Below are 20,449 nucleotides of genomic sequence, written 5' to 3'. Positions count from 1 at the left end.
GGGCCGAAGTATGGGTGGCGCTCGACACCGGGTTCCGCGCCGGCACGGATAACTTTGCCGGGGCAGCTGCGACGGAAACGATCACGCTCGTCGCGGTCATTGGCACTTGGCGAACCGACGACGACCGGGCGCTGAAACCCTCCTACCGTCGTCATTCGGACACGCCCGAAGGCAGCGGCGCACATTCCGCAACCGCTACAGTTGTCCTGGGCGACGACCCGTCGTATCTCGCTAGCCAGCCGGTCGGGTGTCGGTGAGCTCATTATGCGACCTTAGCGCAGCGCGCGCTTCAATCCTGACTAGTACCTAGGGAGATCAATGCGAGTTCTCGTCCTCTGGGCAGCTCCTCGGCACGCCAACTTTGGGGTCGCAGCGCTCGCCGAAGGCGCTCAGGCACTAGTCCATCAGGCTGTCGGCGATGCCGACGTGCGGTTCCATGGCACGGGAATTGATGGCGACGGGCCAATGAACATCGGCCATTTGCCTCCGCTTGTCAAAGAGGTATTCGTGCGCAACAAGGGATTGCGTGACTGGCTCCGTGGCTTCGACCTCCTGATTGACATGCGCGGAGGGGACAGCTTCACAGATATCTACGGCCTGAAACGGTTGTACAAGATGTCATTTGTGCCGCTTTACGCCAGACGCCTCGGAGTCCCCGTGGTACTAGGACCACAGACTATCGGCCCATTCAAGTCGCAGGCCGGCAGACGACTGGCGCAATACGTTCTGAGAAGTGCGTCTCAAGTGCATTCCCGGGACCCCGTCAGTGCCCATGCCGCACAGCAGCTCGGGCGCCCCGTAGACGGGATCTCGACAGATGTGGCGTTCGCCATCGCGCCACCGGTCTCAGGGCCCAGCCGCGACGTCATGTTCAACGTGTCGGGCCTTTTGTGGTCGGAGAATCCGCACGTCGACAACACGACCTATCGCGCCTCGGTATGCAAGTCAATAGATGGGCTGCTTGCGAATGGCCGCGAAGTCACCGCTCTGGCACACGTCGTGGGCGCGAACGAAGCGCCAGGAGATAACGATCGGTTCGCGCTCGCCGAACTAGAGCAACTCTACGGGGACCGGCTGACGTACTTGACGCCCACCGATCTGCAGGACGTGCGCTCCCAGATCAGTGGAGCGCGTCTGATGATCGGCGCGCGTATGCATGCCTGCCTTAACGCGATGTCGGTAGGAGTACCGGCCGTTCCCATGGCGTACTCGCGGAAGTTCAAGCCTTTGCTCGATCAGATCGGCTGGGAACAGACGATTGATCTCAGCGCGTCCCCCGAACACGTCGCCGACCAAGTGCTGCGCTCGAGTGAGGCGGAACTGGGCCAGGGAGTAGCCGCAGTGCGAGAGCGCGCAGGACGATTGCTCACGTCGACCGCGCGTGATATCGCCCAATTGCTTCGATAGACCGGCGCAGCTATCCGGCGCACACATGAACTCAGCATCCTCAAGGGCGCCCATTGACGGAGATTCACTCAGACGCTATCCAACGAGCTGCGGGAAACGCGCGTCATGCTGACTCAACCTTCGCAGGAGTAAGAATGCTTTCGGTATGGCCGAATCGCAAGGAAGAGACGCCATGACCTCGCAGGACCACGGCCACCTTGGTGGACGTGCGGCTCGTAGCGCGGCCCGCCTCCTCGGCGGTCAATCGGCCTTGTTTGTCATCCAACTAACGTCGATCGTTGTTCTTGCTAGGCTGCTCACGCCGCAGGAGTATGGCATTGTCGCAATGGCGCTTGCGTTCACTGGATTCGGTCACTTGCTTCGCGATGTTGGACTGTCGAGTGCAGCGATCCAGGCGCCTACGCTGTCGCACGCACAACGATCCAACCTATTCTGGATCAACACCGGGATCGGTGCCGCCATGGCTACCGTGGTGATGGTATTGGCGCCGGTAATCGCCATCTATTATGCGGAGCCAACGGTGCTGTGGATTGTGCTCGGGTTCGCCCCAACCTTGCTTCTGTCAGGGATGGCGACGCAGCTCAGAGCGCATGCGGTGCGCACATTGCAGTTGGGTCGCCTCGCGCTCGTCGACGTCACCTCTGCGTTGCTGGGTCTCGCCTCGGCCATCTTGCTCGCTTATGCAGGCGGTGGCGCCTGGGCCTTGGTAATACAACAACTGGTCGGCGGGCTATGTACGCTCATCCTCATGCTGGCGCTCGGCGGCTGGATGCCAGGGTGGATTCATCGCGGTGTGCCGATGCGGGCCTTCTTCGCCTTCGGAGTCCCTCTCTTCGGGTCTCAGCTTCTGACCTATTTCGCTAGCAATCTCGATTCCATGCTGATGGGGCGTCACTACGGGAGTGTTCTGACGGGGCTCTACAACCGATCATTGCAGCTCGTTCGAGTGCCGATGAATCAGCTGCGGTCACCCCTTGGGCAGCTCGCTCTTTCCGTGCTCTCCAGAATACAATCCGATGATTCGCGTCTCATCAGCTATGTCAGCCAAGGTCAACGCGCGATGGGATATCCACTGTTGTTCGCCGCTGGTCTACTTGCAGCGATGGCGCCAGCCGTGATCGACGTCGCTATCGGTGATCAATGGGCCTCCGCAGCTCCGTTTGTTCGCCTCATCGCTGTGGGAGAAGGCCTGACAACTCTTGCGGGTGTCGGCGGCTGGATCTACACGAGCCGTGGTCTTGGCGCGGCGCTTCTGAAGTACACCGTCGTGTCGGCTTCCGTCAAAGCTTGTCTACTTATCACCGCTGCAGCGTTCGGCCCGATCTGGATCGCTGCCGCGTTCGCCTTCGCACCCGTGGTGTTGTGGCCGCTCTCGCTTATCTGGGTGGGCAAGGTTGCCAATCTGCGCACCTTGCCGCTTCTCGTGAACTCATGCCGAATGGTTGCCGTTGCCACGATCGCGTCAATAGCGGCCTACTTTTCGCTCGAATGGGTGTTGTCTGCAGGCGCAGGATCGATTGTTGGAATCGCCGCCGGTTGCTTTGCCGCGCTCATCACCGCTGCAGCAGCAGCGGTGATACCGGCAGTGCGTAACGACTACCTACTCAGCTTCCAATTGGTGAAGACAGCTATGGTCCGGCCAAGCTGAGCCGCCGAGTCGCCTTGGGGGAGGTTGCAGCTCTTCCGATCGACCGGTGGCCCCGACCCTTGCGTGGCGCCGCATCGAATCGGCGTGGACAGCACCCGATACAGCCATGACACCGCAGGCTGGAGAGCTGCCATCCTCGGCCAGCAGCGAGCATGATCGCGTAGAGCTGGGTTGCGACACTCTGCACCGTCCTTCACGTGACGCCGGCTCGGGCGTCGGGCACCCGACGCCGGTTCCCTCGGCATAACCCTCCTCGTTTCTAGAGTCAGGAGCCTCCATCAGGCCTAGGGGCGTGCCGGGAAGACAGGCGCAACCAGAGTCCCAGTGTGCTTCTTGCGGCGACTTCGAAGCATCACAGGTCGCTCGACGAAAACCCAACTCGCCCAGGCGAAGGGAATGGTGGCGGTGATCGACGCAAGCATGAACAGCCAGAGTGGCAGGTATGGGCCGATCGTGATCGCGAGAAGCTGCTGTACCGGGAAGGCGTAGATGTACATCCCGTAAGAGATGTCGTTCTTCGCACCGACTCGGTGCAGTGGCAAGGCGATACCCAGCCACATGCACAGGTACGCCAGCGGGATGGCCGCGAGGATGTCGAACGTCCCGGTTGCGATGGTGAGGATCACGGCGACAGCGGATGCGGCGGCGATCTCCCACCGGCACGCGACATGCTCTCGCAGGACGTAGAGGAGAGCGCCAGCGACGAAGTAGGTTCCGAGGCGAACAGCGTGCAGAATGACGTTCACATGCAGCACGTCAAAGTACACGTGTGCGGCGGTCACCGCCATGCCGCCGACGAGTGTGAGCACGAGGACCGACACCAACCATCGTCGAGGGATGATCGTCATCGCCAAGCCGATCCCGAGATAGCAGAGTGCCTCGAAGAAGAGCGTCCACAGTGACCCGTTCCACGCGTCAGGGTAGGGTGCGCTGGTGAGAGTATCGCTCACGTCGAAAGTGAAGATGTACATGCCCGCGTTCTTGAACAGATACTCAAGTCCGGCCGCTATCGAGTATTCACCCATCACGAGCGTCGACAGTGGGGCGAACACGAACGCCGTCACCGCAAGGACGACCGCGAACGCTGGATAGATCCTCAGAAATCGGCGCCAGAAGAATGGGCCGAGCGCAGAGTGGTCACGGCTGCCGGCGATCAGGTAGCCGGAGATCACGAAGAATCCAGCTACAGCCCAGGGACCGAGCGAGTTGAAAGCTCCAGGCCCGATCGGCTCGGCCGCTCAGGGGCCATGAGTGAGCGACGATCACCGCGGTGGCGAACAGCAGACGCAGGGCGTTCAGGCTGTTCCGCTTCGGGTCGAATGCGGCCCCCAGTGAAGTCACGAGCCTGAGCGTATCGAACCTGTGGGCACCAGCCGACGCTCGGGCGAACAACGGTGACCCCTTAGGGGTCGCGCGCATCCTAGCGAGGCATTCACCAACTATTCCGCGAGATCTGCGGATCGCTCAGTCGGTGCGGTGAATCGCTCGTACCAGGCGATTCCGAGCGCGAAGAACACTGCTGCGGTGAAGAACACCTCACCGAGCTGCCATGCCGCGACAAGCGCGACGATGAGGGCGCCCTCCGCAGCTCTGAGGCCATCACTCACCACGCGTCTTCTGCTGAGCAGCCCGAGCCCCGCGATGCCCACGAGAGCCAGCATCGTCCAGAGCATGGGATAGCCGCCTTCGACAAACAGACTGGCGTACGAGTCGTGAAACCACATATGCGGGAAGTTCGGGATGTCGACCCATGCGGAGTTGAGCCCCTGCCCATGCCATGGCGTCAGGGTCACCTTCGCTCGTTCGGCGGCATGAATGCTCTCTCGAAGGATGTCGGTGCCCTCTCGGTCCGCAAAGGCACCGGTCTGCGAGAAGGTCTCCTCGAACCACTCGAGCAGCCGAACTCCAATGAGGAAGGCCCCCAGCCGCAATAGAAGCGGGGCCCGGTTGCGCATGAGCCACCATCCGATCGCCAAGACGAATGCGGCGAGGGATGTGCGCGAACCAGTGAGCCACAGAAACGCGAACGCCGTCGCGAGAACTATGACGATGAGCAAGTACCGCCTCACGACACCAAGCAGAAGCATGCCCACGGTTGCGTAGTAGAGGCCTGCGACGTTTTTGTCCATGAGCCACCCCGTGAGGAAGGGCGGATACTTGTTGGGGGTGAGTCCGGCGTAGAACGCTCCGACATTGATGGCCAAGCCCACCGCGGCTCCCACGACAATCGATCGCCAATCGAGGCGCCCACCCGCAATTGTGAGAGCGAACAGCGCGAGCAACGCCAAGCGCAGAGTGCGTTGCTGCCAGCTCGCCCCCTCAAGGATCGAGACCGCCACGACGAAGGCGATCATCGCGAAGTACAGCGCACCAAGCACGAGAAGGGTGTTGCCCGATGTGCCCTTCGCCCTGCGGAACATCCCGACGGTGATCACTGCGCAGATGACGAGAATCTCTCCGGGGATCCCGCCGATTGGGTAGCGCCAGAATGCGATGCTCGCGCCGATGAGCAGTTCGAAGAGCTTCACATCGCCGAAGCGGAATGCCGACACGGCGTTCTCTGCCCCGGTCTTCAACGCAGCGATCGAAGGAGCTAGCGTCGATGCCGTCGAGGCGCGATGGTTCGACATCACCCCGCCTCACCTCGCGTGAACACGGGAACGGTCGATCTGACGCACGCTGCAGTCATAACTCGGTCCACGCCCCCAAGATCGTGTTGCGCACTGCGTCCCTCGGCTCCCGCACGCGCTACCTGTCAAGTATCGCAGAGCCCCGATGATCGGATCGACCATACTGTCTGTATGCGCCCTTCGCCACAGGTTCCGGTCTGGGCCAACGTGCATCTCACCCACGCCCGCCTTCAAGCTCTGGCGGATGAAGCGGGAGTGGATATCCTCCACATCAAGGGCCCGACAGACGCCGCCCTGCGCATCGCCCGTCACGATTCGACCGACGCCGATGTGCTCGTGCGTCCCGAGCACGTCGGCCGATTCCTCGACGCGCTGGATGCAACCGGCTGGTCGCTCACCGCCGACTTCGATGAGGGCTCCCCGTTCGGTCACGCGGCCAATCTGACGCACGCCGACTGGGCGATGGTCGACGTGCATAGAAGCTTCCCCGGTATCGGCATCCCACCAGAAGATGCGTTCGCTCTGCTGTGGGCTGACCGCCAGACGCTCGACATCGCTCACCGCCCTGTCGGCGTGCTCGCCCCATGCGCTCAAGTCCTCATCCAGGTGCTGCATGTCGCGAGATCACATGGCGCGGACAAGCCCGAGACCTGGGCAAACGCTGGCGAGCAGTTGCGCGCGGACGCGCGGGCTCTCGCCAAGCGTCTGCACGCCGAGGTGCCGTTTGCCGCCGGCGTCGGTGAGCTCGAAGCACACCGCGCATCTTCGGACTACGACCTGTGGAGGCACTGGTCGCGGTCTGAAGACAACCGTTTGACCGCATGGACGGTTCGCCTTCGCTCGACGGCCGGCCTGCGGGCGCGGCTGGGTGTCATCGTCAAGGCGCTGCGCGTCAATCGCGCATATCTTCGCCAGCAGCTCGGTCACGAGCCCAATCGTCGCGAGGTTCTTCGTGAGCAGGGCAGACGCCTCGGAAATGCGATGCTGTCTCTCTTCGCCTTGGTGAAGTCGCTGTTGCAACCTGAGCGCCGCCAAGAAGGCGGTAGTTCCGCCAAGGGGTAATCAGTCATCGGGATCCGTTGTGTCGCTCCGTGAGTGAGCGACACAACGGTTTACAGCTGGCCTTCCAGCCGGTCTAGAGCAGTCCAGAACCCTTCACCGTGGTTGACGTGCCCCTGCCAGATCTCAGGGATGAACGGCACACCGGGCGCCAGTCGGTCCAGACCGGCGCCGAATTCCTCCCAGTCGATGTCGCCCTCGCCGACCTGCACGCCCTCGCCGTCGACGCCGGTTGCGTCGACGAGATGGAGGTGGATGCTGTGCGGGGCGAGCAGGTCCACGGCCTGAGAGAACGGAAGTCCGAGCCAGTTCGTCGCCAGTTTCGTGTGCGACGCATCGAAGCACAGGGCGGTGCCCGTAGAGGCTGCCCACTCTGCGGTGTCACGAGGGTCGACGAAGAGGTTGTGGAACTGCTGCCCGCCCATCAGCCATGGGTAGGGCGGCAGGGTCTGCGCGGCGATTCGCACTCCGCTGGTGTCGAGGCGGCCGAGAGCCTCGGTGATGCGCGCGTACTTGTGCTGACGCTCCGCGGGCGCGATGTGCTTGTCTTTGGTGAAGCCGCCCATGGTGACGACCATGATCGGATCCTCATCCATCGTGAACCAGCGGCGAAGATCGCGGGTGACGTCGATCGTGCGCTGGACCTCACGGATGGAACGCTCCCAGATCTCCGTCTCGTCCGACGCGAGATCGACGAGGAAGTCACCGGCGAACAGGTCGGGAAGATGCGTGGTGAACCCGATCGGCAGGCGTTCGGTGAAGAACGAGTCCCTGTCGACATCGAGATCCTTGTATGAGAAGTGGAACTCGAGGAAATCGGGGTTCGACTGCTCCATGAGGGCCGCGTAGTCGTGGTACCGGACCGGGAGTCCCCACGGCCGACGGAAGGTGAAGGGACGCCCTGTGGGCGTGGCATCCTTCAGGTCGCCGTCGAAGAAGAAGTCGCCTTCCGCCATGTCGTGGGTCAAGGTGCGACCGAGCAGCTTCGGCAGGGCATTGGGCTGCAGACCGCGGCCGGGACTCTTCACGGTGACGTCGTCGTCGGTGAGAACAGTGCCCGCCATCAGAGGGCGGGCCGCGACCAGCGACTTCGCCAGGGTGACCCGGTTCATCTGCTCTCCGGTGGACACGACACGCGCATCGCCGTTGCCCATCGACGTCTCGATGTCGCGGATCTGCTCGACCATGATGCGGAACTCATCGGGCAGCAGCGACACCGTGTGGTCGTTGCCCTCCATCGTCCGGTCGACGGTGAAGTGCTTCTCGATGATGTGCGCGCCGCGCGCGACCGCCGCCACGGGGACGTGCCAGCCGCGCTCGTGGCCGGAGTAGCCGACGACGCTCTGTCCGATCTCGGCGAGGCGGTCCATGTAGGCGAGATTCAGGTCTTTGTAGGGCGCGGGATAGGTCGACTGGCAGTGAAGCAGCGCGAACGGTGCGCCCTGTCCCCGCAGCAGCCCGACGGTCTCGACGATCTCGGTCTCGCGCGACATCCCCGTGCTCAGCACGAGCGGAATACCGCGACCCGCTGCATCCGAGATGAGCTCGTGGTTGGTGAGGTCGGCAGAAGAGATCTTCAGCGCCGGGATGCCGTAATCGGCGAGCGCGGCGACGCTCGGAGCATCCCACGGGGTGCACATCACGTCGATGCCCGCGTCGCGCGCATGGTCGAAGACGTCGAAGAGCTTGTCGGCGGGCAGCGAGAATCGGCGCAGCAGGTCGAGCGTGTACTGCACGCCGAGGTCCTCTCCCCCGGTTGCGGCACCACGCTGCCTGTACAGCGCGTCCATGTCGCGCAGCTGGAACTTGACGGCGTCGGCATTCGCCTCGACAGCGAGGTCGACGAGCTTCTTGGCCAGGTCGACCGAGCCGTTGTGGTTGTTGCCGACCTCGGCGATGACGAATGCGGGATGCCCCGGACCGATCTCGTGCTCTGCGATGCGCAGCGTCTCACTGCTGTCGATCGCGAGGGCGACGAGGTGACCGCGCTCGTCGACCAGCGGCACGTGGTGCACGCCACTGCGCCCCATGAGGGGTGCGATGTCGGCCACGGTCGACGACTCGGGAAGAGCGTGGACATCGCGATTCGCGACGGTCACGCACGAGACGTCGAGCGACTCGGTGGGATTCGCGATGATCCAACGCCGGAAGTCGCCGTCCGACAGTGACCCCCGAAGGATGCCATGCGAGTCGACGACGAAGACGATGCGCTGCTTGTTGGCGTTGATCTTGCCGAGCCCGGCGAGCACCGGATCCTCTGCGAAAACGATGTAGGGCGTGAGGTCACGCTCGATGATCATGCAGTTGTCCCCAGTTTCTCGTTCGTGCGGTTGTTCATATGAATGGATCTCAGCGTTCGCCCGTTGCCGCAAGCACAGCGTCGGCGATGGCCTGAGCCGGCTCGATGGCCGGGCGAGGAGGCGCAGGTGTCGGGGCGGCATCCGCGCCCCACCGGTGGATTCGGTAACGGTCCCAGAACTCCTCGAGCCAGCGCGGAGGATTCTCGTAGTACGCCCAGGCGGGAAACCCGGACGCAGCAGCCTCGAGAATTCCGGTGGAAAAGGCGCCGACGATCGGACCGCCGAGCTCGCGAATCGGCAGATTGCTGCGGTCGATCCGCATGCCGCGTGCCTGCCAGATCGCGTGCTGCGCCCTGGACAGCCGATCCGCTTCGAAGGGGTGCGGCCGATAGATCGCTCCGGTCTGCCGCCAGAATCGGGCTGTGGATCGAGTCTTGCCGCGTCGCGGCAGCTCGGATCCGTGGAGCTGGCCCAGGTAGACCGGTGGCCCGCTGGGGTGCGTCTTGGATTCCGTCGTCGATGTGTCCCACAGCAGCTGCGCACCGACAGCGATTCCTTCGATATCGCTTCGCTCCGACGCCCAGAACGCCGCGTCATCATCGCTGAAGGCGAGCAGCGTCGCCCCGTGTGGCAGCGGAGGAGCGAAAGGAGTGAGCAGACCGTGCTGCACGACGAAGTGAGGAACCCGGCGTTCCTGCGAAGTCCGCCACCCGAACTCGCCGGCGGGAACGTAGTGCCCTGCAGAGACAACTGCGGCGAGCGAGCGCGGAAGGTCGGTGATGTCGACCTCTCGTGACTTTGTCTCCGCTGCGCCGAGAAGCTCGGTGAGCTGCTGCTGCGAGTGCACCGAGCTTACGATCACGAGCGCCGGCAGGCGCGCGATCAAGGCGTGCAAGGAAGCTATCCCTGATCGCGAGGTCGAATCGATCGCCAACAGGACGGAAGGCGCTTCGCCACGAGCAGCTGCGCGGAGTGTCGGCGATGTCTCTGTCGTTCGGCCGATCGCCGCGCGCAGGTTGCGGAGACGGTGCTGTCGGCGCTCCCACGATCTCCAGTCGGCCAGATCGGCTGGAATGTTCAAGCCCATAGTCCCTCCAGCCGACGCAATCGATGCGCAAGTGTGTGCTCGGCGAGAGTGCGCCTCTGCCCCTGCACGCGAAGGCCGTCGGCCCACCCGACATCGCGTGTCGTCCTTCGACACAGCTCGACGAGCTCATCGAGATGTGCGAACGTCAGCAGCTCGGTGCCCACGTCATAGTGCTCACTCACGTCCGATCTGTCGCAGATCTGCACGCCACCGACACCCGCTGCCTCGAAAGTGCGCATGGTGAAGCCGTCCTGGTCGCCGTGAAGGTTCATGGTCGCCGCCGAGCCCTGCATGGCTCCGTATGCCAGGCTGCGAGGCAGCTCGCGCTCTGCGCGCACGCCCGGGTGCGTGAACTGCCCTGATCGAAGCACGTCCACCGGGTGGCGAGACCAGTCACGGCCGAAGGCGACCACGTCCACTCCGTGAGCCGCAAGTGACCTGAGGACGTGCTCCCGCCCGGGATAGCGCGCACCGATGAAGCTCACTCCCCGAACGTCGCGCGCCGAGATCGGCTGCAGCGCGTCGAAACCCAGCGGTACGTGATGCGAGTCAAGGCCGCGCTCCGCGAGATCCTTGGCATCGATCGGGCTGTAGGTCGCAAGGGGTCCGATCTCATCCAAAAGTCCCTCGTCGTAACGCATGCGCCGGAGTTCGTCGTAGAACCACGTCACACGCGGCATCGAGAGGTGGTCGAGTTGCTCCCACCATTCTCCACCGAGCAGGTCACCGCGGATCACGATCACCGCATCGGGCCTACTCTCCCGCACAGCCGCGATCGCGCGAGCCGTGAGCGCGCGTCTGGTGCGAATCGCCAGGGCACTGCGGGGGTGATTGAGAACCGCACGCATCCCCGCACGACCCACTGGACCGGCCGCTCGATCGTAGACATGCACCCGCGCATCGTGTCCGAACGACGCGAGCGTGCGGCCGATCGCCGACGCGTAGCCATGGAAGCCAGGACTGACGACGAGGATTCTCATCGCGCCGTCGCAACGATGCGGGCAGGTACCCCCGCTACCGTGGCCCCGGCCGGCACGTCACGAGTCACGACCGCCCCGGCGCCAACTGTCGCCCCCGGTCCGATCGTCACCCCCGCGAGCACCATCGCGTTCTGCCCGATGAACACGTCGTCGCCGATCACAATGGGTGCCCCCGGAACGGCGGACTTGGCTTCGTCCATCTCGTGGGAACCAGAACTCACCATGACGTTGTCAGTCATCATGACTCCATTCCCAACCGTGATGTTTCCGACTGCGTGAAGGTGAACGCGATGACCGAGGTAGACACGATCGCCGATCGTCAGGTGCGCGCCCGGCTCCGCCTCGATCCAGCACCCTTCGTAGGCGGCCAACCGGCTGCCGATCACTATCCGTTCGGTACCTCGCAGGCGAAGAGGTGCGACGATCACACTGCCCGCGCCGTAGTTCTTGAACGCGCGCCGGTAGATGAGACGCGAAAGCAGCTCATACCAGCGCCAGCGCAACGACGGGGGAAGCTCAGTCAGGGTCCGAGCGAGATTCATGAAGAAGACGCCAATCCTCGGTCGTTGAGTTCTGCGAGCGCATCGTCCCACACCGTTGAGGCAGCGACCTTGCCGTCCCATGAACCACGGATGAACTCGGCGACCGCCTGTTCCGTGCTGCGCTTCGGCAGAGGCGCTTCCAGCTCACGCAGCCGGCTCAGGTCCGCGCACGCGTGCTCGATGTCTCCGGAGCGATGCACATCGACGTACTCGATCGAGACCGCGTCACCCGGAGCAGCAGCGATCGCGTACTCGGCCAATTGAGTCAACGTCGTGCGCTCCCCGGTGCCGCAATTGAGCACTCGCGTCGATCCGCTTCCGGGAGGGACGTCGAGGCTCCAGAGGATCAGCTCGGCGAGGTCATCGACGTGCACGAAGTCGCGTGTCTGAGTGCCGTCACCGTAGATCGACAGGGCCCGACCCTCGCGCAGTCGCGCCAGGAACGCCGCCAGGACACCGGTGTAGGGGTTGTGCAGCGCTTGGCCGAGTCCGATCACGTTCTGAGGTCGGATGATGGTCAGAGGAGCCCGTTCTCCTGCCTCTTCGGTGGCCGCACGCTCTGCGAGAGACTTCGTCTCGCCGTAGAACGACACAGGTGCGTGGTCGTCATCTTCCTGCGATGCGAGCAGAGCGCCGCCTTCGCCCACGACTCCCTCTCCATAGACCGCACGCGAGCTGAGCGAGACCATCGGCACGCCCGCGCGCGCGGCGGCCCGGGCGGCGAGTCGAGTGCCTTCGACGTTGACGCGCTCGTAGCGCTCGCGCTCGTACATCGACTGCGCCGTGCCGGTCTCGGCCGCGAGGTGGATCAGAGCGTCGAACTCCGGCACCGAAGCCCATGCGGACTGATCGGCGACATCGCCGAACACGACCTCTCCCGGGAACCGTCCAACGGCCTCGTCAGGGTCGACATGGACCTGGGGCAGAAGTGAATCGAGTGCGATGACCGTATCCCCGCGTTCCACCAGCAACGAGGCGACTCGCTGGCCGATGAAACCAGCCCCGCCCGTGATCAGAACCTTCATACGCTATTCCTTGTGAATCGGGCGCTCACGCGATCGACGGCCTATGGGCAGCGAATGTGAAGTGAACTCAGCCAGATCCACACCGCTTCACGCCTCATGCTCGAGTGCTGCTGCGGCGTCGCAGTTGAGGCAGTTCGCTCTGCGTGGGCGGCGTCGCATCACGCACGTCAGGCTGCGACGAACCCGCCGGCTCCGGCGTCGGAGAAACGGTGTTCGTGGTCGACGGCGAATCGTGTACCGTCCGCCTGGGGCCGGCGACGACATCCGCGCGAGTGGCAGCAGGCACCAGCGAAGCCCGCGCAACCGCCGGGGCGGAGACGGCGGAGGCTTGCTTCTTTCGCTTGCCGCGCGACTTGCCCTTGGGCGTGACGTAGTAGTTGCGGTTCTGGCGGTAACCGTAACCGTAGCCGTAGCCGTCGGCGCCGTTAAGTGACACGAGATTCAGGACCACACCGAGCACTCGCGCGTTCACCTGCTCGAGCTGTGCCCGTGCGACAGCACCCGCCGTCTTGCGCGTCTGTCCGACGGCGAGCACGAACACGACTCCATCGACCATCGTGCTGACGACGGTTGCATCAGTAACGGGCAGGACGGGGGGCGCGTCGATGACGATGAAGAAGTCTTTGCGCAGTTCCTTGATGAGATTCCCGAACGCCGACGAACCCAGCATCTCCGACGGGTTGGGAGGCGTACCGCCTGCAGCGAGCGCGAAGAGACCCGCTGCGTCTGTCGACTGCACGGCGTCGCGGACGGTTATCTGGCCGCTCAACACCTCGCTCAGACCCACGGTGCCCTCCAGGCCGAAGTTGCGCGCGACCTTCGGGCGTCGCAGGTCGCCATCGATGATGAGCGTGCGCTCCCCGGACTCTGCGATGACTCGTGCAAGCGACGACGCTGTCATCGACTTGCCCTCGCCCTGGTTGGCGCTGGTGACCATCACCACCCGCACCTCGCTGTCAACGTTCGCGAAACGCAGACTCGTACGCAGCTGCCTGAACGCCTCATTGGCGACCGTCTCGGTGAGCGAATCACCCTGAGGGGTACCCTTGCGCCCCATCTTGGGAACGCGGGCGAGCACGCCTGCGCCCATGAGCTCCCGTGTGTCGGTGTCAGCGCGGACGCGGACATCCAACGCCCTGCGCAGAAACAGCACCAGATACGCGAGGACCAGACCAGCGGCTGCTCCCGCGATCACAGCCAACCTCAGGTTCGGCGACACTGGCGATGTCGGCTGCGCTGCGTTGTCCATAGGGACGATCGTGAATCCCCCTGCGTTCACCGCGCCTGCGGCCTTCTCGATCTCCTCAACCACAGCGGCAAGGGCGTGTAGCGAGCCATTGGCCAGTTCTAGCGCCGCCTTCGGTGAACTTGAGGTCGCTGTCACGCGAATCATTGTGGATCCGGGTACAACATCCGCGCTTAGCGCACCGCTGAGGTCCGAGACGTCAACTCCAGCCTCTTTCGCGATGGCCTCACGCACCTGAGCGCTGTCGATCAAAGGAGTGTACGAACCCGCCCGGGCGACTGCCGCATCCGAGCCGGCGATCACCGCGTCCCCCGCCGTGGCGATGAATCCGGTCGACTGCGCCTGGTAGGACTTCGGCGCGAGGAATCCGTATGCCGCACCGCCGAGAGCGCCGAGCACGATCATCAAGGTGAGGATTCTCCAACCGCGCCTCGTCAGCACCAGGAAATCAAGTACGGTCACGCGTGCAAACCCCCGAACAGAACTCACCGACAACGGCGCGCCTTGCCCCTGAGCACGCAACCGTTCGTAAACCACCCCATCGTACCGGAGGCCACTGGTCGCAACTCGGTGCTGACGCATCCGACGACGAATGCCGCATCCGTGGAGCGGACACACGAACCTGGAGCGAGAACGGGAAGTCTTCTGAGTCCCCCAGGTGGGCGCATCACCCGCGAGCTCTGCTCAAGATTCTCGCTATGGGGTGGCGACGCCTGCGAACAGAGACGACTCATCCCCTTTGGGGGGTCAAGTGGCCTCACATCACGACGGCAGTTCGAGGCTCGAATGCGATCTTTCTGGCGACGGTGCTGATCACAGTGCAACTATCTACTACGAATCGCTGGCGATCACCTGTTGAGGACCTCCAGAACGCTTCCTTCTCCAGCCGCCATGTGCCGCTTCCCGTGGTCTGCCACGACGAGGGAGTGCGTCTCGAGCTCTCAGTAGCCACGCGCGAACGCGCCTGCTGAGGAACTGCTCTGCACCGACCCATAGCAACCAGGCGCAGAACAATACTGTTATGAACGCCAGGATCGTAGCCGCTGCGCGCCCGATATACGGCGAGAGCAGGTGAATGACGACTATTCCCACGATCGAATGGATCAGATAAAGAGAATAACTCACTTTACCGAGCCATTGCAGCGGAGCCAGATACAGGAGGCGCGTCTCTTTGCGTAGTGACACGATGATGAAACCGAAGCAAATCAAGGCAACGATTCCCCCGTTCACCCACTCCTCGATCAGGCCGGTTGTCACGGCCGCGATGACTGCCGACGGAAGCAGCAGCCAATGCCTCCTGCCGTTCCTACGCGAGATGAATGCGAGCATGCCCGTGCAGAACAACGGCCCGTAGGACGCGAGCAAGACGTTGACGATGAGCTTCACCGAGGTCGGCACAGCCTGGGGGTCAACGCCATGAGTAGTCGGGAACGCCCACAACGCCACCATGAGGCAGGCCATCAGCCAGACGAGCACCACCCGAACTACCAACTTCTCCGTCAACCGGCACCGGGTGAATACCAGCAATGCGAAGAGCAAGGCGTAGAACTGCATCTCCACTGCGAGCGTCCAAAAGACATCCAGCACGTTCGGAACGAGGAACCACCGTTGAATCATGGTGATGTTCATCACCACAACGTCAACGGCAAGAGGCACGTGTGGGACAGCAAAGATCAGCCCCATGGCAACACCCACGATCAACGCAACCCAATAGACTGGGTATAGTCGCGAAAACCGCGATATCACGAAGTCTGATGTCTGACGTGCGTTATCCGCCGACATGAGAATGACGAATCCGCTAATTAAGAAGAAGAGCTGAACGCCAAAAGCGCCCCACCAGATGTCGATCAAGGGGCGCGGGTCTTGCGGATAGTAAGTGTTGTAGTGACCGCTGAAGTGATATAGCACGACTGAGAGCGCTGCTAAACCCCGTAACCCATCGAGTTCCTTGAACCTCACCTAGTCGTTCCGATTCTCTTCGTCAAACCCAACCTTCACGCACCGAGCGTGTCGAGCAGCTCGCGGACTCGAACGACGCCTGCGGTCGGCGAATAGTTCTCGGCCCATCGAGCATGCTGCACCGCGACATCGACGCCCTCATTCCCCGAGGCGATACGAGCGATCTTCTCAGCCAGCGCCGGCGCATCCCCCTTGGGGGTCACCATGCCGGTCTCACTGCCGACGATCTCCGGGAGCGCACCCGCGTCGCTGACGACCACCGGCACCTGTGCTGACATGGCCTCAGCTGCGACCAGGCCGAACGGCTCCTCCCAGACGGAAGGCACGACGAGCAGGTCGATCGTGTCGAAGAACTCGGAGGGTCGGACCCACCCGACTCGATCGACGAGGGCGTCCACCTCGGCGAGCGCCTGCTCGACCTGCTCGACCTTCGATTTCGCGACGAACACCGGCTCCCCGGCGAGCGCAAGGCGGTAGCGCCCCGGGTCCTGCTCATCGAGCAGACGCATTGCCTGAGCGAGCACGTGAACGCCCTTGTCGGGGCCCAGACGCCCGAGGAAACCGACGGTGAACGGGGCGTCCGGCCCAGGGCTGCGCTCGCTGCGCGGCATCAACGCGGTCCAGTTGGGCATGACCCGGGCGCCAGGCACAGATCGCAGCATGTGCGCTGACGGCACGAGGGTAGCGACAGCACCCACGCGCGACAGCGCACTGAGAACACGGTGAAGTCCATCGGGGTGCTGGTGCAGGTGAACGATGCGATCGCGGTGCCCCCAGGTGGCGGTCGCGGGCACGAGACCGTTGCACCACAGCACGCCCTTGCGATGCTTGGCATCCCACCTGCGCAGCTGCCACATCCACGACAGGCGGTTCTTCACGTGCAGCTGCACCGTCTCGAACCCGGCCTTCTTCGCCGCTTCAGCGACCCCTCCAGGTGTGGCAGGGGCGACGACGGTCACCTCGACCGACAGCTCGCGCAGCGCCTCCGCGATGCGCAGGAGCATGACTTCGCCGCCTCCGATGGCGCCGTTGTTGGTCGCCAGGGTGACGTGATCGACGGCCTGCATCGACACCGGGAGCTCCTAGGGGAATGATCAGGACGCGTGCACTCGCGGGGGCCGGCACGCTGTTGACCACAAGATAGCGGACCAGGCCGGACGCGGCACAGAGGATGTCGTCAGGCGGAGGGGTCGCCCCGGCCGGTTTCGACGCTGACGAGCCCCCGCTGCACAAGTTCGTTCAGCGCCGTTCGCATCAGCTCTGACGCGTCGGGATGCGGTCCGTGCGCCTCCACGAGCATCGCCGTGAGCTCGCTCACTCGTCGCGGTCGGGCGCATGTCACCCAGATCGGCGCCGCGATTCCGGCGATTCGTGAGAACTGCGAGCCGACCAGCACCGAGACCTCGTCTTCCGACTCGATGGCATCGGTCCACGGCATCCGACTCACGAGAGCGTCGTCTGTCACCACGACCTGCGGCGGATCGACAACGGGAGAAGTCGTCCAGCGTTCATCTCCGACCGGTCGATGATTGACCCATTCGTGGGTCAACTCTGTCGCCGTCTTCGGACTCAGCAGACCGGCGATCAGCTCTTCGCATTCCGCGATCTCGGAGTAGACCAGCCGGTAAGGCCCTCCCCCGCTGGTCCCCGCCTCCACCAGATGCTGCAAGGGACGCTCGCTCCGCCAGATCGATGACGACTGCGGCAGCACCTCGGCGATGAATTCGTGCACGCTGATCCGCTCCAGCACGGCGCCGGTCGCATCCCGACGACGCGACAAGGCGATGACCGCCGCCAGCTCCGGCGCCCCCTCGGGGGTCGGGGCCAGGCCCAGCTCGTCGGGCGACGACTCGTCCTTTCCGCCGGGGAACCCGGGGACGATGATCGACAGCGGCTTGGTGAGACCGTGCATTCGATGCTGGGCGTCCACTCGCATCAGCTCATCGCTGATGTAGCCGAACCGTCTGCCGAGCGTGCGCGCGGCCGTGCTCTTTCCCGTCCCCGACGACGCCACCAGCACCACACCACGTCTCCCATCCGCAGACGCAAGACCGGCAGCATGCAGCAGCAGTCCCGAGCCCGTGAGACGCGTGATCAGCGCCTGGGTCATCGCGCGAGAGAACGCGTAGGGGAAGGCCCCGTCGGTTCGCTCAGGGATGTGCGCCGTGACCACGCCATCGTCTGTGGCGCCTGAAGCTCCCGACGGGTGAGGTCGGAACACGACGTCGTATCCGGCACCGCCCTCAACCAGCCGCGACCACAGCTGAGTCAGACGAGCGATGAAGGGAGACGGGTCCTCGAAGGCCGACAGATCGATCAGCCAGCGTTCGCCGAACAGCCGCAGCAACAGCTGCGTCTCGTGCTCGGTCGCTGCCACGGCCCCTCCCCTCGAGTCCCCTCTAGAGTAGGGGCATGCGCGCGCACGAGATTCACGTCTGGGCGCAGACGCATCTCGTCGATGCCACGACGTGTCGCTCGGGTCCGCCGGACGGGCGCGCAGGCACGACCGCCCACCTTCTGCATAGGCATAGAGGATCATCGTGACCCGCTCTTACGCGATCCGGGAGGACGTGGCCTGGGTCGACGCCGCCGACGGCGGACGCACCGACAACGCGGTATGGATCAGCCGCCTCGACACCGGCGAGCTGTTCGAGCTCCGCAACGCCGGATGGCTGGTCTGGAGCATGCTCGCCGACGGCATCGGCGACGCCGAGGCGATGGCCGCCGAGATTCACGCTCTCGAGATCACCGTCGACTTCGGCGACGAGGGCCTGGACGGGTTCCTGTCGGCGCTGGAGGCGCAGGGGCTCGTCACCGCCGTGACCTGAGGGCTACGCGGCCTCCGCCGTGATCAGGATGGGGCGGTGATCGCTCGTGGCCTGTGGCAGCGTGGTGATCCTCGAGATGTCGAAGCCGACCGACGTCGCGAAGTCGTAGTGCCCCTTGAACACCCGGTAGCGGGTGTAGGTGCGGTCGTCGCTGAGGGTGAGCGTGTAACCGTGGTCGCGCACGGTCTGGCCGAGGCTCTCCTTGAAGATGGGGTAGTTGTAGTCGCCGACCATCAGCACCGGCATCCCTGGGCCGAGCGCCTGCAGGGCATCCAGTCCGGCCCGGATCTGGTTGCGGCGCAGCGAGTTGAGCGCGGTGAGCGGCGCGGCGTGGAACGAGGCGACGATCAGGCCGCGACCCGTGTCGATGTCGCGCAGCCGCGCACCGAGCACCCGCTCGTGCGCGGGCTTGAGCACCCGGTCGTGCAGCGACTTCTTCAATCCGATGGTGCGTACCTGCTCGACGCGGAACGTGTTGCGGCGGAGGTACATCGCGAGCCCCAGTCTGTTGCCGCTCGTGGTGTGCACGAGCGCGAGGCCGCCGATGTTCTCAGGGAGAGCCGCCGTGTCGCACTCCTGCAGGCAGAGGATGTCGGGATCATGCTCGCCGACCAGCCCGACCAGCTCCGTCGCGGCGCGATGCTTGCGAAGGTTGTACGAGATGACTCTCATGGCCCTCACGTTACCGCCGTGCGCTGAGCGCGCGACGGGGTTGAAATGGCGTGTGCGTCAGGTTAGGCGCTCGCCCGAGACGCCGCCTGCGTCCTCCCCCTCGCGGTCGCGGCGAGCGCGGGTCTGCTCGGCTCGGGATGCCAGCAGCTCGTCGGCCGGATAGCCGACCTCGGCGAGGGTGAGACCCCGCGCCGGCAGCACCTTGAACGCGCTGGTGCGGGTGAGCTCGTCGCGCAGCCGCACGACGTCCGCGACCTCGAGCTTACCCTCGCCCACCGCGGCGCACGCGCCGACCAGGGCGCGCACCATGCTGTGGCAGAACGCGTCGGCCTTGACCTCGGCGACGAGCACGCCCTCGTGATCGCGCGCCCACCGGTAGTCGAGCAGGGTGCGGATCGTCGTCGCCTCCTCGCGCGGTTTGCAGTACGCGGCGAAGTCGTGCAGCCCGATGAGGGTCTGAGCCGCGGCATCCATCAGCTCGACGTCGAGAGTCGCGGGAATCGTCGTCGTGTCGTTGCGGCGCATCGGGTCATAGCCCACGGTCGCGTCAGCGAGACGGTAGATGTACCGGCGCCAGACGGCCGAGAAGCGCGCATCGAAGCCATCCGGGGCGAGGCCGCTGCGGGTGACGGTCACGTCGGGGTACCTGCCGAGCACGCCCCGGATGCGACGGGCGAGCGACCCGGCGGGGTCGGCCGCGGCGTGGCCGTGGCGCGTCTGCACCCGAGCCCACTGGGCCTCATCGAGGTCGACGTGCGCCACCTGATCTGAGGCGTGCACACCGGCATCCGTGCGCCCTGCGACCACCAGCTGCGCCTCCGAGCCGAGGATCCGCGCCAGCGCGGCCTCGATCGTCCCCTGCACCGTGCGCAGGCCCGGCTGCTTCGCCCACCCGCGGAAATGGGTGCCGTCGTAGGCGATGTCGAGGCGAATGCGCACCCGTCAAGCCTAAACGGGACGGTCGATTCACCCGATTCGGCACTCACTCCCGTTCAGAGACGGGAATCGCCGGTTCACGCGCATCCACACCGGCGTTTCCCATCTCGGTACGGAACCTGCCGCCGAG

General features: G+C 64.4%; 18 protein-coding genes. 5 read left to right on the top strand and 13 right to left on the bottom strand.

Going from position 1 to position 20,449, the window contains the following annotated elements; translation table 11 throughout:
- Positions 1-14: 14 nt before the first annotated feature.
- The 3 genes from FVO59_RS16500 to FVO59_RS09325 all read left to right on the top strand — a co-directional run bounded on the left by FVO59_RS16500 (position 15) and on the right by FVO59_RS09325 (position 3,055).
- On the top strand, positions 15-257 hold the full coding sequence (locus FVO59_RS16500; RefSeq protein WP_259363132.1) for a hypothetical protein: 243 nt from the start codon (positions 15-17) through the stop codon (positions 255-257).
- 61 nt (positions 258-318) lie between these two features.
- Complete coding sequence (locus tag FVO59_RS09330; protein ID WP_182252385.1) at positions 319-1,407, top strand: polysaccharide pyruvyl transferase family protein; 1,089 nt, start codon at positions 319-321, stop codon at positions 1,405-1,407.
- Between the two features lie 172 nt (positions 1,408-1,579).
- Positions 1,580-3,055 carry a lipopolysaccharide biosynthesis protein gene (locus FVO59_RS09325; protein ID WP_182252384.1) on the top strand — a complete coding sequence of 492 codons (1,476 nt, stop codon included), beginning with the start codon at positions 1,580-1,582 and terminating at the stop codon, positions 3,053-3,055.
- Positions 3,056-3,339: 284 nt separating this feature from the next.
- Here the strand turns inward: FVO59_RS09325 and FVO59_RS09320 are convergent, their stop codons facing one another.
- Both FVO59_RS09320 and FVO59_RS09315 read right to left on the bottom strand, forming a co-directional pair.
- Positions 3,340-4,281 carry an acyltransferase family protein gene (locus tag FVO59_RS09320; RefSeq protein WP_259363535.1) on the bottom strand — a complete coding sequence of 314 codons (942 nt, stop codon included), beginning with the start codon at positions 4,279-4,281 and terminating at the stop codon, positions 3,340-3,342.
- A 213-nt stretch (positions 4,282-4,494) separates the two neighbouring features.
- Positions 4,495-5,685, bottom strand: a complete 1,191-nt coding sequence (locus FVO59_RS09315; protein ID WP_182252382.1) for an O-antigen ligase family protein — start codon at positions 5,683-5,685, stop codon at positions 4,495-4,497.
- Between the two features lie 171 nt (positions 5,686-5,856).
- Between FVO59_RS09315 and FVO59_RS09310 the strand changes: the two genes are divergently transcribed.
- The gene (locus tag FVO59_RS09310; RefSeq protein WP_182252381.1) at positions 5,857-6,747 is read left to right on the top strand and encodes a nucleotidyltransferase family protein; all 891 of its coding nucleotides are present in this window, start codon (positions 5,857-5,859) and stop codon (positions 6,745-6,747) included.
- 50 nt (positions 6,748-6,797) lie between these two features.
- Here the strand turns inward: FVO59_RS09310 and FVO59_RS09305 are convergent, their stop codons facing one another.
- From FVO59_RS09305 to FVO59_RS09265, 9 genes are all read right to left on the bottom strand, one after another.
- Positions 6,798-9,044: an N-acetylneuraminate synthase family protein gene (locus tag FVO59_RS09305; protein WP_182252380.1), complete on the bottom strand. Its 2,247-nt coding sequence runs from the start codon at positions 9,042-9,044 to the stop codon at positions 6,798-6,800.
- Between the two features lie 49 nt (positions 9,045-9,093).
- Complete coding sequence (locus tag FVO59_RS09300; protein WP_182252379.1) at positions 9,094-9,939, bottom strand: hypothetical protein; 846 nt, start codon at positions 9,937-9,939, stop codon at positions 9,094-9,096.
- Between the two features lie 182 nt (positions 9,940-10,121).
- On the bottom strand, positions 10,122-10,868 hold the full coding sequence (locus FVO59_RS09295) for a glycosyltransferase family protein (protein ID WP_182252378.1): 747 nt from the start codon (positions 10,866-10,868) through the stop codon (positions 10,122-10,124).
- A gap of 239 nt (positions 10,869-11,107) precedes the next feature.
- The gene (locus FVO59_RS16630) at positions 11,108-11,653 is read right to left on the bottom strand and encodes an acyltransferase (protein WP_182252377.1); all 546 of its coding nucleotides are present in this window, start codon (positions 11,651-11,653) and stop codon (positions 11,108-11,110) included.
- Positions 11,650-12,678: an NAD-dependent epimerase/dehydratase family protein gene (locus FVO59_RS09285; protein WP_182252376.1), complete on the bottom strand. Its 1,029-nt coding sequence runs from the start codon at positions 12,676-12,678 to the stop codon at positions 11,650-11,652. Before FVO59_RS09285 ends, FVO59_RS16630 begins: the two co-directional genes overlap by 4 nt.
- Before the next feature lie 94 nt (positions 12,679-12,772).
- Positions 12,773-14,329, bottom strand: a complete 1,557-nt coding sequence (locus tag FVO59_RS09280) for a tyrosine-protein kinase domain-containing protein (RefSeq protein WP_259363534.1) — start codon at positions 14,327-14,329, stop codon at positions 12,773-12,775.
- 426 nt (positions 14,330-14,755) lie between these two features.
- Complete coding sequence (locus FVO59_RS09275) at positions 14,756-15,883, bottom strand: acyltransferase family protein (protein WP_182252374.1); 1,128 nt, start codon at positions 15,881-15,883, stop codon at positions 14,756-14,758.
- 35 nt (positions 15,884-15,918) lie between these two features.
- Positions 15,919-16,950, bottom strand: a complete 1,032-nt coding sequence (locus FVO59_RS09270) for a glycosyltransferase family 4 protein (protein ID WP_182256658.1) — start codon at positions 16,948-16,950, stop codon at positions 15,919-15,921.
- A 110-nt stretch (positions 16,951-17,060) separates the two neighbouring features.
- Positions 17,061-18,260: a hypothetical protein gene (locus FVO59_RS09265; protein ID WP_182252373.1), complete on the bottom strand. Its 1,200-nt coding sequence runs from the start codon at positions 18,258-18,260 to the stop codon at positions 17,061-17,063.
- A 163-nt stretch (positions 18,261-18,423) separates the two neighbouring features.
- On the opposite strand from FVO59_RS09265, the gene FVO59_RS09260 reads away from it, so the two are divergent.
- Positions 18,424-18,711, top strand: a complete 288-nt coding sequence (locus FVO59_RS09260) for a hypothetical protein (protein ID WP_182252372.1) — start codon at positions 18,424-18,426, stop codon at positions 18,709-18,711.
- Between the two features lie 3 nt (positions 18,712-18,714).
- Here FVO59_RS09260 and FVO59_RS09255 read toward each other — a convergent pair whose 3' ends face one another.
- Positions 18,715-19,383 carry an endonuclease/exonuclease/phosphatase family protein gene (locus tag FVO59_RS09255; protein WP_182252371.1) on the bottom strand — a complete coding sequence of 223 codons (669 nt, stop codon included), beginning with the start codon at positions 19,381-19,383 and terminating at the stop codon, positions 18,715-18,717.
- A gap of 57 nt (positions 19,384-19,440) precedes the next feature.
- Positions 19,441-20,322: a tRNA pseudouridine(38-40) synthase TruA gene (gene truA / locus FVO59_RS09250; RefSeq protein WP_182252370.1), complete on the bottom strand. Its 882-nt coding sequence runs from the start codon at positions 20,320-20,322 to the stop codon at positions 19,441-19,443.
- Between the last annotated feature and the right edge of the window lie 127 nt (positions 20,323-20,449).

Origin of the sequence: Microbacterium esteraromaticum (genome assembly GCF_014084045.1) — a bacterium.
Taxonomy (GTDB): Bacteria; Actinomycetota; Actinomycetes; order Actinomycetales; family Microbacteriaceae; genus Microbacterium; species Microbacterium esteraromaticum_D.
The sequence above is the reverse complement of the archived record's forward strand: the minus strand, read 5'-3'. Positions and strand labels throughout refer to the sequence as shown.